The following is a 14,851-nucleotide window of genomic DNA, read 5'->3' as shown; positions in this document are numbered from 1 at the left end:
CGGGTCAGCGGACGAAGAGCAGGAACAACCCCGCCCACGTGTAGCCGATCATCAGCAGCACCACCGGCAGTTCGTCGGCCAGCGTCGCCAGCGGCGGGCGTTCCGGGGCCGCCGTCAGCGCCATGTCGTGGGCCACCACCACGCCCAGCACGTGGCCGGTCAGGATCAGAGTGATCTGCGCTGCGGCGATCACGCCCGGCGTCGGCGCCACGTTCCACTCCACGCCCTCGGCCACACCCCACTGCTGCACCATCAGCAGCACCCCTCGCGGCGCCTCGACCAGCAGCAACGACAGGTAGTGGGCCAGGGTGTAGCCGACCGCGATCGGGATCAGTGAGGCGGTCATGTCCAGCGGGCGCGACAACAGGCGGACGCTCACCAGCACGATCGCGCACAGCAGGATCAGCCCGGCAGTCCCGTACAGGATCGGGTTGCCCGCCTTTTGCACGAAGGCCGCCCAGGCCGGCGAGCCCGACGCGCTGTCGAAGATCGTCGAGCCCCACCACACCGCCAGGAACGCGGCCAGGCCCGGCCCCGGCGGTGTGTGGGCCACGCCGGCCAGCGGGTTGCGGTGGCGCAGTGGGCTCAGGCGGCCGGCCAGCTCCGAGTAGACCTCGAAGCAGTCGCCCCGGGCGAACCACTCCTCCCCGCGCACCGCCGCGCACGCCAGCTGCACCAGCCCGTACCCCAGCAGCCAGCCACCCACCACGACCGGGTCGCCCCGGTGTGGCGCCACCAGTTCGAGCCAGACGAACGCCAGCAGGGCGATCGCCGCGGGCCATCGGCCCGCCGTCCGGGCCGGGGTGAGTGGCTGGGCCGGGGTGAGTGGCTGGGCCGGGGTGAGTGGTTGGGCCGGGGTGCGTGGCCGCAGGCCGGCGGCCGGCAGCCGCAGCAACCGGAACAGCGTGCGCAACGGGTTGACCTGCCGCCAGACCGGCCCGAACACGACGCTGACCGGCACCAGCCCCACCCACAGCCACACGAACAGCGCGTGCGCGGCCGGGTTGGCCGGCCCCCGCGGACCGAGGAACGCGTCGCCGATGATGAACAGGGTCAGCCCGAGCACCGGCAGCCGGGCCCGGTCCAGCCGCATGGCGCGTTCAGCCGACGGGACGAGGCGGGGGCGTTTCCACCAGACCGCCACGACCAGGAACGAGACCACCACCGTGGCCGCGCCCGCCTGCAGGACCAGGTCGAGCGGCAGGGGCAGGTCCTGCGACTGGCCGACCCCGTGGGCGAGGACCGTCACCGCACTTCGAGCTGCACCAGCAGCGTCTCGGGATGTGCCTCGACGTCGAACAGGCCGCTGCGGTCCGCCACGAAACTCACGCAACCCGCGCTTCCCGGCTTGGCCTCGGTCGTCAGGTCGTACCCGTGGACGTGCACCTCCGCGTCCGCGTCGGCCTCCACCCGCAGCAGCACCGCGCTGCCCAGCGGCACCTTGACCCGGTGCGGCGCCGGCTCCGCCCGGCCATCCTGGACCGCCACGGTCACCACGACACCGTCGGGCGCGGCCGAGGCACAACCAGTCGTGGCCGGTTGGCTGGCGGGGCTGCTGCTGCAGCCCGCCAGCAGCGCGATCGCCAGTGCGACGGCAAGCCGGCGTCTCACGCGCGCTCCCCGGTGAGAGACCGCTGTGCGAGGGTACGCAGCACCGAAGCGCCCGCCACCGCCACGCCCACCCCGGCGCCCAGCGTCACCACCACCAGCAGCCGCTCGACGACCGCCGGGCCCGCGAACGGCAGCACCGCCCGATGCAGCGAAGTCACGTCGGGCAGCACGAACACCGCGGTCAGCGCCGCACCGGCACAGACCGCGAGCACCCCGGCGGGCCGGCCCCGCAGCACCGCCACCGTTCCGCCCACGATCAGCGGCCAGTTCAGCAGGTTGATCCCGCACGCGCTGAGGAAAGTGCCCAGCAGCGGCGCCGACTCGACAGCCATGGTCGAACCGGCGACATGAACCACGGACGCGGCCATGGCGGCGAGCCCGGCCGCGGCCAGCGCCAGGTCGGGGCGGCGCAGGCGACGCGCGACCAGGGGTACGGCCACAGCCGTCACCAGCACAGCCGCCCACCACGGCGCGGGTGCCGGGGGTTGTTCACCGACGAGTTCCCCGGTGACTGTCACGGGCGTACCCCCGGCGTCCAGGACCAGCGACCAGGCTTGCGTGCTTCCCGCGCTGACCTCGCGCCCGTCCGGGCTGCTCCTGGTGTCGATCCAGGTCAGGTCCCGCCCGGGCGCGACCACCACCGGGGTCGCCGAACCGCCACCACCGGGCACGGTGACAGGGGACGCCGTGCCGTTGCGCAGCCGCAGCCGGGCGCCGTCCTCGATCGCGGTGACCACCAGGCCGGGAAGGGCAGGTGTCACGGCAACGACCCGGCTGCGGGCGTCGGTGGCGGTCAGCCCTCCGGCGTGAGCCGCGGCCGGTGACGCTGTGGTCAGCAGAAGTCCGCTCGAAACCAGAAGCAGGAAACCGAAGGAGCGCACGAGCCTCACGACGCCGGCACACCGGTCCTGGACTCGTCGTCGGCCGGGGCGCCGGCTGTCGCAGTGGTTTGTGCGCCTGCGGCTTTCCCGGCGGCCGTCGGGATGCCGGCGTCGGCGGGCGATTCAGCCGACGCTGCGGCGGGTGACTCGGCTGATGCTTGGGCCGGCGAGCCGGTCACGTATCCGGCCCGCGCGGGAGCCGGCTGCACCCGGCGGGCGATCAGCGCGGTCAGCCCGCCGGTGATCGCGACGAGCGTCAGCAGCCCACTGACCATGTGCACATTCCACCCGACCCCGACCGTCTGAGCCGCCACGACCAGCACCGTGCCCCACACGATCAGCGGCGCCACCACGCCGGCCGCGAACCAGCGGGCGTCCGCCGACCACCGCACCACCCGCCCGGCCAGCCGCAGCACCAGCTCGGCCCCGGCCGCGGCGCCGGCGACCGTCAGGGCCAGCCACCAGCCCGCGTCGGACGAGAACATCAGGTGCATCAGTACCGCCGGCACCGCCACCAGCACGGTCGGCACGCCGATCGGCAGCCGCCAGCGCCGGCCCATGATCAGGATCGGCAGGAACAGCAGCACCGTGCTGAACAGGTACCCGTGCATCACCTGCGCGTCGAACGAGAAGATCCGGACCGTGCCGTCGCCGGGCTCGCCGTAGTACATGGTGCCCAGCGCGGACGCGTGCAGCGAGTAGATGTGCAGCGGCAGCACCGACAGCAGCGCCGACATGGTGGCCAGGGTGCCGTCCGCCACCGACAGGCCGCGGCCCGGCTGGCCGGCCAGCATCAGGGCCGGGCCGGCGGCGACCAGGGCCATGCCCAGGATGATCAACTCATGGCTCGGGCTGACGAAGATCTCCAGGCCCTGCTCGATGCCGAAGACGTTGTGCCACAGCGTGTCGACCCCGCCGCCGACCAGCAGCAACGCCATGCCGGCGATCGGGATCCGCAGGGCGTTGGGCAGGGCCAGGACCGTGCTGTACGTCGGGATCACCGGCAGCCGGGGCCGCATGAGCCACACCAACGTCAACCCGGAAACGGCGATGCCGGAGTAGAGAACCCCGTGCCACGGCGTCCAGAACGTCTCCAGCTCGGGCGTGGTCGCATGCGCGTACGCGTCGAGCTGCAACCCGCTGACCAGCCACGCGCTCGCGACCAGCAGCACCCACCGCTCGCGCGCACTGAAAGACTCCACGGGCTTCGTCATTGGTTCACTCCCTTGTCCGACGAGCGGGCCGTGACCCGGTGGTGCTCGGTGAGCTCCATGTCGATGAAGGCCTGGATCATCGCCCGGTAGATCCGCTCGACGACGTCCGGATCGGCCCCGGCGGCGGTGGCCCGCGCCCGGGCCAGGTCGACAACCTGCTCGACACGCCCGGGTGCCTGCACGGCGCGCGTATCCCGCTTGAGGGGGGCGGCCTGCCGCACGAGACCCTCGCGTCGGGCGAGCAGCCGCACCAGGTCGGCGTCCACGGCGTCGATCGCCGCCCTGATCTCGTCCAGTGACGTCGCATCGACCATGTCGGACATCCTCCCACGACCACGGACCCGACAGGGGGCACCGGGGTGGGGCGGGGCCGCGGGGTCGGCAGGGTTTGCGGTGTGGCAAGGCCGAGGGTCGGCAGGGCTGACGGGTGGCACAGCTGAGGGCCGGCAGAGGTGAGGGATGGCAGGGCTGAGGGGTGGCAAGGCTGAGGGGTGGGCAGAGCCGCGGGTGACCAGGGCCGCGGGGCCGGCGGTGCCGCGGGGTCGGCAGCGCACCGGATAGGCCGGGCCGCAGGGTCGGCAGTGCTCTGGGATGGGCGGAGCCGCTGGGTGGGCAATGCCCCGGGTAGGCAGGGCCGAGGGCGAGCAGGCCCGATAGCCATACAGGCCAAGGGGCGGCAGGGCCGCGAGGTGGAAACGGCCGTGAGGTGGAAAGCGCCGCCAGGTGGAAACGGCCGCAAGGGTCGAGGGCGGCGAGGTGGAAGGGCCGCGAGGTGGAAGGGCCGCGAGGTGGAAGGGCCGCGAGGTGGAAGGGCGGCGAGGTCGAAGGGCCGCGAGGTGGAAGGGGCCGCGCGGTGGAAGGGGCCGCGCGGTGGAAGGGCCGCGAGGTGTAAACGGCCGTCAGGTGGAAAGCGCCGCGAGGTGGAAACGACCGCGAGGGGAGAGGGCCGCGAGGGGAGAGGGCCGCGAGGGGAGAGGGCCGCGAGGGGAGAGGGCCGCGAGGGGAGAGGGCCGCGAGGCAGGCAGGGTCGGGGATCGGCAGAGCCCGGGACGGGCAGGGCCGCCCGGAGCGGCGCGGCCTGAGGTCGCTGGCGGGCCGTTCGTACCATGCCGCGGATGGATCACGACCAGGCTCGATCGAAGCCGCTGGCCGGCCTGTGGGCCTGCGTCGTCGGCGGCCTGCTCCTGGCCGCGCTCCTCCTCTACCTCGACCCGGTCAGCACGCAGCAGGACTGCCCCAACTACGGCGGTAACGGCAACGCCAGCGCCTACCCGAGCCCCGTCTGGGACCTCCTCTTCCCCCTCTTGACGCTGCTCTGGGTGGCCTGCGTCATCGCCGAGCAGTGTCTGGCCGAGACCTGGCAGGGCCGCTCCCGCCTTGAAGGTGCCGTTCGGGCCTGCGTGGCCGTCTTCGTGTCGATGTCCACGGCGTTCGTCACGGTGGTGTCGTTCGCGGTTGTCTGTCGATGAGGCGCACGCGCTCCACCAGCCCTCGCCGGGCACTGACCGCGCGCTGCAGCGCCAGCGGCGGCACCCGGATCTCGTACCCTTCCCACCGCACGACCTCCAGCCGCCCGGCCGCCACCGGCCCGAAGTCGGTGATCTCCGGCTGGTCGGCGCCCGGCCCGACCCCGCCGACCCACTCCACCCGCGCTCCGAGCATCGCCCGTCCGAACCACCGGCAGAACCAGTCGACCCGGGCGACCGGCTCGATCAGCCCGTCCAGCAGCAGGTCACCGACCCGCCGGGCGTCCGCGTCGGCCACGACCAGGTCGAGGTCGACCGGCGAGATCGGCAGGCCGCGGACGGCCAGGGCCGCGCTCCCGGTCAGCCACCAGTCCACCCCCGCTCCGCCGAGCCGCCGGCAGACCTCGTCGAGGGCCTCCCGCCACGGCACCGGCTCCGACCCGGCGATCTGGCGCAGAGCCGGCTCGATCAGCCGCTGGAAGTTCACCCAGGCCTCGTCCAGGTGGGCCACCGCAAAGGGGAAACTCCGGCTCCAGTGACCGTCAGCCGCGGTGAAGCCGGCCTTTCGCACGGCCGGCAGCAGCTCGTCGGGGACGTCGAGGAGCCGGAACTCGGTGTCGTGTCGTCGGTAGCGCACGAGGGACATCCGACCACGGTGGTACGACAAGAATGCTTGACCCGGCCCCAGGGGCGGACGGTTCGGTGGGGTGATCGCAACACGGGAGGAGACGGTGATGGTCACCGAATGGGTGGAGCCGGGCGTCATGACGGCTGCCGGCAAGTATGCGGGCCTGCTCGACGGGCTTCCGGCCGACGCGGCCGGGATCGCCCGGGTCGTGCAGGGCCTGCTGATCCATGAGTTCTGGGCCGACGCGTACGGCGTGACGCTGGCCGAGCCGGACCGTGACCGGGTCAACCTGCGACGGGTCGAGCAGGTCCTCGACGCCGTCAGCGCGCGTGACGATCGGCCGCTGGACGTGCCGCGCGCGCCGGAGCAGCGGATCGCCACCAACTGCCGGGGGTTCTCGGTCATGGCTGTCGCCCTGTTCCGGGCGCGGGGGGTGCCGGCCCGGGCGCGGTGCGGCTTCGGGGCCTATTTCAAGCCCGGCTGGTTCGAGGACCACTGGGTGGCCGAGTATCTCGACGGCGGCCGGTGGAAGCTGCTCGACGCGCAGATCGACGAGTTGCAACGTGAGCACCTCGGGCTGGGCTTCGACCTGACCGATGTGCCGCGGGACCAGTTCGTGATCGCCGGGGCGGCCTGGACGCGGACCCGGGCCGGTCAGGCCGATCCGGACCGGTTCGGGCTGACCGCGATCAACGAGGCCGGGGCCTGGTGGATCGCGGCCAACCTGATGCGGGACGCCGCCGCTCTGGACAACGTGGAGTTGCTGCCGTGGGACCTGTGGGGCGCGATGCCGGAGCCTGAGGACACGGTCGACGTGGCGCTGTTCGACGAGCTGGCCGCTGCGACCGCCGGGCCGTCCATGGCGGAGGTCCGGCGGCTGCTGGCCGATGACCGGTTGCGGGTGCCGGCCGAGGTGTTCAACGTCCAGCACGGACGCAAGGAGGCCCTGGTCTAGCGGTAGCCGGGCGCCTCGGTCTCGTGCACGGCCAGCTCCTCGGCGCTGGCCCCGCCGCCGGCCGCACCCGCGTCGTACGCCACGTTGTCCGGCTCGGCGTCGTAGCCGTAGCCCTCGTCCGGCTCCACCAGCCGGCCCACCGGCTCCGGCGAGGTGCCGTCGAGCTGACCGTGGTCGTACAGCGAGACGGGAGAAGTCGGGTCGGAGGTCGGGCTTTGGCCGTACACGTCGGCGTCCAGCCGCGCCTGGGCCGCGCCCTGCTCGTCGATCGCCTCGTCGGCCAGCGGGCCGGGGGACTCCAGCGGCTCCTCCGGCTGGAGGTCCGGCTGCTCCTGGGCGAGACGGTCGTCCAGCGACTCACCGGCGCGCTGTTCCTCCGCGGTGGTGCCGTACCGGTCGACCGCCATCGGGTGGTCGGCGGGCAGCGCCGCCGGGTCCGGGCCGTCGGCCCCCCGGCCGGTCTCGACGTCGTCGTAGGCGGTCGAGTCGTCGTCCGCGGTGCCGGGCAGGCCCTCGGCCTCGGGGTCGGACACCGGGGTGGGGTAGTCGTTGTCTCGCATGCGAGGTGCGTACCCGTTCGGCGGCCGGCCATGCATCCGGGTCAGGAGGCCGGGGGCCGAGCGGCGCGCGGGCCGGTGCCATGACCGGCTCGGCGTCGGCGTGCGGTGGCGCCGGGTTCAGCCACTGCGCGATCAGGATGGTGGCGTCGTCCTGGAGGTGACCGTGCTGGTGGTCGAGGATGGCGTGGACCAGCCGGCGGGTGGTCTCCGGCAGCGGCACCTCCTCGGCGGCGGCCCGGCAGGCGAAGCTCACCAGCCGGTCGAGGCCGAACTCCTCGCCGGCGGGGGAGCGCGCCTCGGTGATGCCGTCGGTGTGCAGCAGCACCAGGTCGCCCGGGACCAGCTGTTCCTCGGCGACCAGCGGCGGCCGTTGATCACCGAGGACGACCGGCAGGGCGGTGGGGGTGGGCAGCACCTTGACCACCCGGCCGCGGCGCAGCACCAGCCCGCTCGGGTGACCCGCGGAGATCGTCCGCAGCCGGCCGGTGCGCTGGTCCAGCTCCGCGAGCGCGGCGGTGATCAGGCCGGACCGGTCGTGGTCGCGGATCGCGGCGTCGATGTGGTGGTACGTGGCGATCAGGTCGAGATCCAGGCGACGGGCATTGCGGTACGCCGCCAGGGCCGGCGACGCCGGCATCACCGACCGCATCCCGCCGGCCGAGCCGTGCCCGGTGGCGTCGAAGAGCGCCAGGTGCGGTGTCGCCGTTGACCGCGTAGTCGAAGACATCCCCGCCGACGTCGTAGCAGGGTTCCAGCATCCCGCTGATCATCACGTGCCCGGTGGAGAACGACAGCGGCGGCAGCTGGCCGCGCACCGGTTCCGCGGCCGGCTGCATCGGCTTACGAGGGCGTAGCTTCTCGATCTCGTCGCTGTACTGGGCGCGGGTGATCAGCAGCTCGGCGAGCAGCGAGGCCAGGGTCATGCAGTCGTCGATCGCCCGGTCGTCCAGCGGCGTGTCGGCGGTGACCTCGAGCACGCCGAGGCGCTCGACCCCGTCGAGGATCGGCACCGACAGCCCCGTTCCGTCATCGCCGGCGGGGCAGGGGACCGATCTCATGAACGCCCGCAGCTCGCGCTGCTGGTGATCGACGACGTAGATCACCACCGCGGTCGCGCCGACCTGTGGCGCGACGCGCATGGCCATTTCCGGCAGGTCCTGCGGGCGGGCGTGATGGGCCCGCGCGACTCAGTTCAGTGGCTTACCGCCGGTCACCGCCAGCACCTCACCGGTGATGTAGCTGGACTCCTGCGAGGCGAAGAACACGTACGCCGGGGCCAGCTCGGCCGGCTGCCCGGCCCGGCCCAGCGGGGTGTCCTGGCCGAACGACTCGACCTTCTCGGCCGGCATGGTCGCCGGGATCAGCGGGGTCCAGATCGGCCCCGGCGCCACGGCGTTGACCCGGATGCCCTGCTCGGCCAGGCCCTCGGCGAGCGCCCGGGTGAACGCCACGATCCCGGCCTTGGTGGTGGCGTAGTCCAGCAGCTCGGGGGAGGACTGGTACGCCTGGATCGACGCGGTGTTGATGATCGTGGAGCCCGGCCGCAGGTGCGGGACGGCCGCCTTGCTCAGCCAGAACATCGCGTACAGGTTGGTCTTCATCACCCGGTCGAACTGCTCCGTGGTGATGTCGGTGATCCCGCCGGGCTGGGCCATCTGGTACGCCGCGTTGTTGACCAGGATGTCCAGCCCGCCGAGCTCACCGACCGCCTGCTCGACGAGCGCGGTGCAGTGCTGCTCGTCGCGGATGTCGCCCGCCACGGTGACCGCCTTGCGGCCCGCCTTCTCGACGAGCTGGGCGGTCCGGCGGGCGTCCTCCTCCTCGTCCGGCAGGTACGCGATGAGCACGTCGGCGCCTTCGCGAGCGAACGCGATGGCGACCGCGCGCCCGATCCCGGAGTCGCCCCCGGTGATGATCGCGCGCTTGCCGGTGAGCCGTCCGCTGCCCCGGTAGCTGTCCTCGCCGTGATCGGGCTCGTCGTCCATCTGCCGGGTGACGCCGGGGTGCGGGATCTGCTCGCTGTCCTGCTGCTCGGGACCCTTGAACTGCTGCTGCGGGTCCTGCCGGCCGTACTGGTCCTCGGGCACGGTGTCATCCTTTCGACGAAGCGGATGACCGCGGTTTCCCCCGGATTCAGCGACTATGCGCGGGTCCCGGAACTGCCGACCGACTGCCGGACCACCCGGCGCGCCCAGCGCATCCGCTCGGCCGCCAGGTCGGGGTGCTCGCCGAACTCGTACGCCATCCGGGCCGAACAACCGCGCGGCCCGTCCTGCCGCAGCAGATCCGTGACCGTCCGGTCGACGGTCGCGGTGTCCTTGACGTCCGCTGCCTGCAGATCCGAGGCGAACAGCGCTTCGGCGCGCGTGACGTCGTCAGCGGACTCCTGCATCTCCTTCACCTCCCTTCACAACCTGTGGTTCAACTGTGCCCCGGCGCCGGCCAATCCCCGCACGGCGGTGAGAGCCGACACAGCCCGTCGGGCGTAGCGGGGCCCACACCGGGTAGGTCGCAGGGATCACCGTCCGGGAGGTAGCACGATGTCGAAGCCCCTGTCCGAGCAGGTCGTCGTGATCGTCGGCGCGTCCAGCGGCATCGGCCGCGCCGGCGCGCTGGCCTTCGCGGCCCGCGGCGCCACGGTCGTCTGCGCCGCCCGCGGCGCGCAGGCCCTGGACACTGTGGTCGGAGAGATCCGGCAGGCGGGCGGCAGGGCCGTCGCTGTCCCGACCGACATCGCGGATCCGGCGGCGGTCCGCTCGCTGGCCGGGGTCGCCGAGCAGCAGTACGGCCGGATCGACACCTGGGTCAACGTGGCCGCGGTGGGGGTGTGGGGCCGGGTCGAGGACATCACCGACGCCGAGTTCGACCGGGTGCTGCGGGTCAACTTCCTGGGTCACGTGCACGGGGTGCACGCCGCGCTGCCGGCGTTGCGGCGCGCGGGCGGCGGCACGATCATCGGCGTCTCGTCGGCCGAGGGCGTGCGGGCCGTGCCGCTGCAGGCCCCGTACGCGGCCAGCAAGTTCGCCCTGCGCGCGCTCTACGACTGCCTGCGCTCGGAGCTGGCTCAGGACGGCGAGCCGATCACGGTGACCACGGTCCTGCCGGCGTCGGTCGACACGCCGTTCTTCGAGCACGCCCGCAGCAAGCTGGGCGTCATGGTCAAGCCGCCACCGCCGGTGTACGCGCCCGAGGTCGTGGCCGACACGATCGTCTACGCCGCGGCCCATCCCCGGCGCGAGATCCCGGTCGGGGGCGCCGCGGCCGCGCTGATGCTGGGCCAGCGGCTGTCGCCCGCGCTGACCGATGCGATTCTGTCGATCCGCCGTTTCGGGGTCTCGTCGCAGCGCACCGACCGCCCGGACAACGGCGTGGACAACCTCGACGCCGCGATCGACGGTCCGGGGCAGGTGCACGGCAGCCACCCGGGAGTCGTGTTGCGGCGCAGCCCGTTCACCCGGCTGCTCGGCCGGCGCCCGCGGCCCGGTGATCTCGCGACGGCCCTGGTGCGCCTGCTGCACCGTTCCCCGGGGCGGGACGGTGCGCCGGCCTGACGTGGTCATAACCTCGGATGCGCCTCCTCGATCGTCGGTGCGTTCAGGTAGAGCAGCAGGGCCTGCTGGTCGCCCGGGTCGAGGTCGGCGAAACGGGCGTAGGCGATCCGCCGCGACCGTGCCGTCTCGGCGGCGAGCAGCGCCGTGATGGCCGCCCAGGAGAGCGTCACCAGGTGGAACAGCCGGCTCTCCTGCAACGGGGGCAGCCGGCTCAGCTCACCGAGCGCGGTCACGGCGGCGTCCTCGCTGCGGGCGCGCAACGCCAGCTCGAAGACCGCCCGGGCCCGGTACGGGGTGCAGCCCCAGGCCAGAGCCTTGAGCTGGGTCACGGACATGCCGTGCACCCACAGTTCCGCGGCGCGCGGCGAGGCCGGTGGGCTGCTCAGCGCCCGGCCGTGCAGGTAGCGACGCATCTTGAGCGCGCCGGCGCGGGTCGCGAACGACCGGGCCGGCGGCCTGACGGAGTAGTTCATGGACCGTGCCTCACTGTGTCGGGGATGGAGTGACGGCACCCCACGCGGGGGGCGGGCGCGTGGGACGCCGTCACCTCTTACCGGCTCGCCGTGCTCAGGCGAGCTTCGTCGCGATCCAGTCGGCGACCTGGCCGGTCGTCGCGAAGACCGCGCCGTCATGGTTGGCGCCGCTGACGGGGACGAAGTCCACGGTCGCCGTGTGGTACGCGCGGAGCTGCTCGACCAGCACGTCGGCGGTGAGGAAGTAGGGGACCGCCTCGTCGTCGGTGCCCTGCACGAGCAGCACCGGTGCGGTGGGGGCCGACTGCGCCGGGTTGACGTAGGAGGAGAGCTTGGCGAGCACCGGGTCGGGCAGGGTGCCGCCGGTCAGCAGCTGCTCCGGCGTCAGCTCGTCGTAGGCGTCCAGGATCGGGTAGAGGCAGTCGGTCTGCAGGACGCTCGCGCGCTGCTGGGCCGGCGGGGCGAGCACCGAGTTCGGGTTGAAGGAGGGGTCCACCGCGCTGAGGCCGTACAGGGCCATGACCAGGTAGCCCTGGCCGGGTGTGCCGGGGACCAGCGGGGCGAAGATGTCGGCGTTGGAGACCGGGGCGATGGCGGCCACGCCCTTGAGGACCAGGGGACCGTCGTAGCTCGGGGCGAGCTGGCCGGCGAAGAGCGCGCCCTGGCCGCCCTGGGAGTGCCCGTCGACCGCGTACGCCGTGGTCAGCTTGTTGTCCAGGTTCCGGGCGGCCTTGACGCTGTCGATCATGGAGCGGGCCTCGCTCAGGCCGATGAGGTACTGGTGGGCCGAGGGTGTGCCCAGTCCCGGATAGTCGGGGGCGGCCACGGTCCAGCCCTTGGTCAGCAATGCGGCGATCGCTGCCCGGGCCTCGGGCCAGAAGACCGCCTGACTGCCCGAGGGTGCGCATTTGTCGGCCAGCCCGGTGGTGCCGTGTCCCCACACCACCGTCTTGTTCTTCTTGTTGGTCTTCGGAGTGATGATCAGCCCGGTGGCGGTGATCGTGCTCCCGGTGACGGACGTGGAGACGTACGCGATGCGTCTTGCGGTCGCCAGTCCGGAGAGCTCGGCCGGCAGGGTCGCGGAGACGTTGAGCAGGACCGTGCCGGGCGCCACTGCTGCCTTGGCCGGTGAGCCCGCGAAGAACAGGATGGCGGTGCTCAGCAGTGCCACCTGAAAAGCGGCGACCCAGGCATGGAAACGGGCAGAGTTCATCTACGGATCCCTTTCGAGGACGGTGAATCCGGGCATGCGGGGGCCCGGACCGTATTGCGGAATTGGTGGAAAGGAGCGGAGAAACGGGTCAGGCGAAGTGGTCAGCCACCCGGCGCAGAGCGGTGATGGTCTCGCGGTCGCGGCGTTCGTCGTCCTGGGTGGGCCAGGCGCTGCACTTGACGATCACGACGTCGGCGGTGGGGTCGACGAACAGGTACTGGCCGTGCACGCCCAGGCCGGTGAAGGCGTTGAAGGAGCTCTCGCCCAGCGTCCACCACTGGTTGGCGTACCCGTAGTGGTCGTAGCCGCTCGGGCCGAGCGCGCCCACCGCCAGCTGGGGCAGATCGCTGCCGCGGCTGCGGCGCACCCAGTCGCGGGGGACGACCTGCCGGCCGGCCACGACGCCGTCGTTGGCCATGAGCAGCCCGAGCCGGGCGACGTCACGGGCGGTGGCGTTGAACGAGCCGCCGCCGATGGCGGTGCGGGGGCGGGCCCGGGTGAGCCAGTAGTAGGCGTCGCGGTCGGCGCCGAGGTGGGTCCACAGCCGCTCGGATGCGTAGGCGGCCAGGCTGCGGCCGGTGGCGGCCTCCAGCACCCAGCCCAGGATCTGCGCGTCGAAAGTGGAGTAGTTGAACGTCTCGCCCGGGGCGGTCCGGCGCGGTGCGGCCCGGATGACCTCGGCGACGTCGCCGCCGCCCATGACGGCCTGCTCGAAGCGTTTGATGCCGCTGTCCGGCACGTCCCACACCTCGGCGTCGCCGACGCCGCTGGTCATGTCGAGCAGGTCGGCCAGGGTGGACTCCTCGTAGGCGGTGCCGCGGAAGTCGGGCCGGTAGTCGGTGATCCGGTCCTTGACGCTGCCGATGGCCCCGTCGGCCAGCGCGATGCCGATCAGCATCGAGGTCACCGACTTGGAGATGGAGAACAGCTGCATCCGGCTGCGGGGACCGGCGAAGGCGCCCGGGTACGTCTCGTGCACGATCTCGCCGCGGTGCAGCACGACGAACGCCGTGGTGTACGTGCGGCGGTGCAGCTCGGTCAGGGTGTGGTCGCGGTCGTCGAAGCGGTAGGTCAGGTCGAGCGGGCACGGGCTCAGCGGCAGCGGCCGGTGCGGGCCGCCGCGCGGCACGTACTCGGTCGGCATGAGCCAGTTCATGTGGGTGAACGTCCACTCGTTGAACGGCCGGCGCATGATCAGGTCGCCCTGCCGGTCCCACCACGACGGTTCGTGCGCGGCTCGCACGATGCTCGGCTCGACGGTGCTGGTCATGTCAGTCCCCGCTGTCGTCGGATTCGTGCTCGGCGGAACGCGGTGCGGGTGCGTACCGCTCGAACTCCTCGCGCAGTGTGAGGCCGCTCGACTCACCCGCGGGCTCGAGGTAGCTGTTCATGATCGCGAGCACCGCCATGCCGATCAGGTTGTCCCGGGTGTGGTCGTCGCCGACGATGCCGGCGTGCGGGTCGCCGAGGTGGTGCACGGCGAAGCCCTCGGTGATAGCGGCCAGGATGTTGGCGAACTGGTCGATCGTGATGCCCTTGCGCAGCTGGTAGCCGCGGGCGGCGATGGTGGCCTCGTAGATCTTGGTCCACGGCCCGAGGGCGCCGGCGTACTGGTTGGCGATAGCGTCGTGGATGCCGTCGTTGCGGTCGGCCGTGGCCACCATGATGAGTTGCAGCCGGAACAGCGGCATCCGGCAGATGGCCAGCAGCTCGTGGTAGGACGCCCGGTCGAGGGCGTTGGCGAAGTTCGGCTCGGTGCTGATCAGCCAGTCGCCGCGGGTCTCCAGGTCGGCGCCGTACTGCGGGTCGTAGTTCATGGCGTGGAACAGGAACGTCAGCAGGTCGTTGAGGTAGTCGTCGTGGCTGGCCCAGGTGGCCCGGTAGGGGCCGTCACCCTTCTGGCGCAGGAACGGCGGCTCGAGACTCTCCATCTCGCGGGACAGCGCGCGCTCGGTGAGGAAGCGCAGGCCCGACCAGTACGGCTTCCGGCCACCATCGTCGGTCGGCAACGCCGAGTCCTTGGCGCCGAGGTTCTTCTCGACCAGGTTGGCCCCCGCCTTGAGGTAGGAGGCGACCTTGGGCGAGTTCACCAGGGCGGCACGGGTCGACTCCCGGACACCTTTGACTCGCGTCACGATGCCGGAAAAGTCCTGACAATAGGGGAAGGGGAGATCCTTCTTGCCGTACGTCATGAGTCGATTGTTGTCCGCGGGTGCGCTGAGACAAGTGCGCACGTGCGTAGTACTCGGAGTCTAGGCCTCGGGAATTCAGAGAATGTGCGGAATATGACTTTGAGTAA

The 14,851-nt window shown here is 72.2% G+C and carries 16 protein-coding genes and 1 pseudogene; 3 read left to right on the top strand and 14 right to left on the bottom strand.

The window, feature by feature from the left end; all coding sequences use genetic code 11:
- Positions 1–4 precede the first annotated feature (4 nt).
- The 5 genes from AB0C12_RS05745 to AB0C12_RS05725 all read right to left on the bottom strand — a co-directional run bounded on the left by AB0C12_RS05745 (position 5) and on the right by AB0C12_RS05725 (position 4,020).
- A complete protein-coding gene (locus tag AB0C12_RS05745; protein WP_360544538.1) occupies positions 5–1,249 on the bottom strand; it encodes a hypothetical protein in 1,245 nt (414 codons plus the stop codon).
- Entirely contained in the window at positions 1,246–1,611 is a 366-nt protein-coding gene (locus AB0C12_RS05740; protein ID WP_360544536.1) for a hypothetical protein, read from the bottom strand. The genes AB0C12_RS05745 and AB0C12_RS05740 overlap by 4 nt, the downstream gene beginning before the upstream one ends.
- Positions 1,608–2,372, bottom strand: a complete 765-nt coding sequence (locus AB0C12_RS05735) for a hypothetical protein (RefSeq protein WP_360544534.1) — start codon at positions 2,370–2,372, stop codon at positions 1,608–1,610. Before AB0C12_RS05735 ends, AB0C12_RS05740 begins: the two co-directional genes overlap by 4 nt.
- A gap of 125 nt (positions 2,373–2,497) precedes the next feature.
- Positions 2,498–3,706: a hypothetical protein gene (locus AB0C12_RS05730; RefSeq protein ID WP_360544532.1), complete on the bottom strand. Its 1,209-nt coding sequence runs from the start codon at positions 3,704–3,706 to the stop codon at positions 2,498–2,500.
- Entirely contained in the window at positions 3,703–4,020 is a 318-nt protein-coding gene (locus AB0C12_RS05725; RefSeq protein ID WP_360544530.1) for a chorismate mutase, read from the bottom strand. Before AB0C12_RS05725 ends, AB0C12_RS05730 begins: the two co-directional genes overlap by 4 nt.
- An 801-nt stretch (positions 4,021–4,821) precedes the next feature.
- Between AB0C12_RS05725 and AB0C12_RS05720 the strand changes: the two genes are divergently transcribed.
- Complete coding sequence (locus AB0C12_RS05720) at positions 4,822–5,175, top strand: hypothetical protein (protein ID WP_360544528.1); 354 nt, start codon at positions 4,822–4,824, stop codon at positions 5,173–5,175.
- On the opposite strand, the gene AB0C12_RS05715 is transcribed toward AB0C12_RS05720, so the two are convergent.
- Positions 5,141–5,818 carry a hypothetical protein gene (locus AB0C12_RS05715; protein ID WP_360544526.1) on the bottom strand — a complete coding sequence of 226 codons (678 nt, stop codon included), beginning with the start codon at positions 5,816–5,818 and terminating at the stop codon, positions 5,141–5,143. The two genes, AB0C12_RS05720 and AB0C12_RS05715, sit on opposite strands and share 35 nt — an antisense overlap.
- A 61-nt stretch (positions 5,819–5,879) precedes the next feature.
- Between AB0C12_RS05715 and AB0C12_RS05710 the strand changes: the two genes are divergently transcribed.
- On the top strand, positions 5,880–6,755 hold the full coding sequence (locus AB0C12_RS05710) for a transglutaminase-like domain-containing protein (RefSeq protein ID WP_360544524.1): 876 nt from the start codon (positions 5,880–5,882) through the stop codon (positions 6,753–6,755).
- Here AB0C12_RS05710 and AB0C12_RS05705 read toward each other — a convergent pair.
- The 4 genes and pseudogenes from AB0C12_RS05705 to AB0C12_RS05690 form a co-directional block, all read right to left on the bottom strand.
- Positions 6,752–7,315: a DUF5709 domain-containing protein gene (locus AB0C12_RS05705; protein WP_360544522.1), complete on the bottom strand. Its 564-nt coding sequence runs from the start codon at positions 7,313–7,315 to the stop codon at positions 6,752–6,754. The genes AB0C12_RS05710 and AB0C12_RS05705 overlap by 4 nt on opposite strands.
- Before the next feature lie 181 nt (positions 7,316–7,496).
- Positions 7,497–7,952: pseudogene (locus AB0C12_RS05700) on the bottom strand (PP2C family protein-serine/threonine phosphatase); the annotation flags it as partial.
- 550 nt (positions 7,953–8,502) lie between these two features.
- Entirely contained in the window at positions 8,503–9,402 is a 900-nt protein-coding gene (locus tag AB0C12_RS05695; protein WP_360544520.1) for an SDR family oxidoreductase, read from the bottom strand.
- Between the two features lie 53 nt (positions 9,403–9,455).
- A complete protein-coding gene (locus tag AB0C12_RS05690) occupies positions 9,456–9,707 on the bottom strand; it encodes a hypothetical protein (protein WP_360544518.1) in 252 nt (83 codons plus the stop codon).
- 148 nt (positions 9,708–9,855) lie between these two features.
- On the opposite strand from AB0C12_RS05690, the gene AB0C12_RS05685 reads away from it, so the two are divergent.
- Positions 9,856–10,866 (top strand): SDR family oxidoreductase, encoded by a 1,011-nt coding sequence (locus tag AB0C12_RS05685; RefSeq protein ID WP_360544516.1) that lies wholly within the window; start codon positions 9,856–9,858, stop codon positions 10,864–10,866.
- A 5-nt stretch (positions 10,867–10,871) separates the two neighbouring features.
- Here AB0C12_RS05685 and AB0C12_RS05680 read toward each other — a convergent pair whose 3' ends face one another.
- The 4 genes from AB0C12_RS05680 to AB0C12_RS05665 all read right to left on the bottom strand — a co-directional run bounded on the left by AB0C12_RS05680 (position 10,872) and on the right by AB0C12_RS05665 (position 14,744).
- Positions 10,872–11,339 (bottom strand): hypothetical protein, encoded by a 468-nt coding sequence (locus AB0C12_RS05680; protein WP_360544514.1) that lies wholly within the window; start codon positions 11,337–11,339, stop codon positions 10,872–10,874.
- A 94-nt stretch (positions 11,340–11,433) separates the two neighbouring features.
- Positions 11,434–12,552, bottom strand: coding sequence for an alpha/beta fold hydrolase (locus AB0C12_RS05675; protein ID WP_360544513.1), 1,119 nt, complete (start codon positions 12,550–12,552; stop codon positions 11,434–11,436).
- 88 nt (positions 12,553–12,640) lie between these two features.
- Complete coding sequence (locus AB0C12_RS05670; protein ID WP_360544510.1) at positions 12,641–13,822, bottom strand: serine hydrolase; 1,182 nt, start codon at positions 13,820–13,822, stop codon at positions 12,641–12,643.
- Position 13,823: 1 nt separating this feature from the next.
- Positions 13,824–14,744 carry a hypothetical protein gene (locus AB0C12_RS05665; RefSeq protein WP_360544508.1) on the bottom strand — a complete coding sequence of 307 codons (921 nt, stop codon included), beginning with the start codon at positions 14,742–14,744 and terminating at the stop codon, positions 13,824–13,826.
- Positions 14,745–14,851 lie beyond the last annotated feature (107 nt).

The organism is Actinoplanes sp. NPDC048967, assembly GCF_040649415.1.
GTDB lineage: Bacteria > Actinomycetota > Actinomycetes > Mycobacteriales > Micromonosporaceae > Actinoplanes.
Note: the sequence above shows the minus strand (reverse complement) of the source record. Positions and strands in the feature narration are given on the sequence as shown.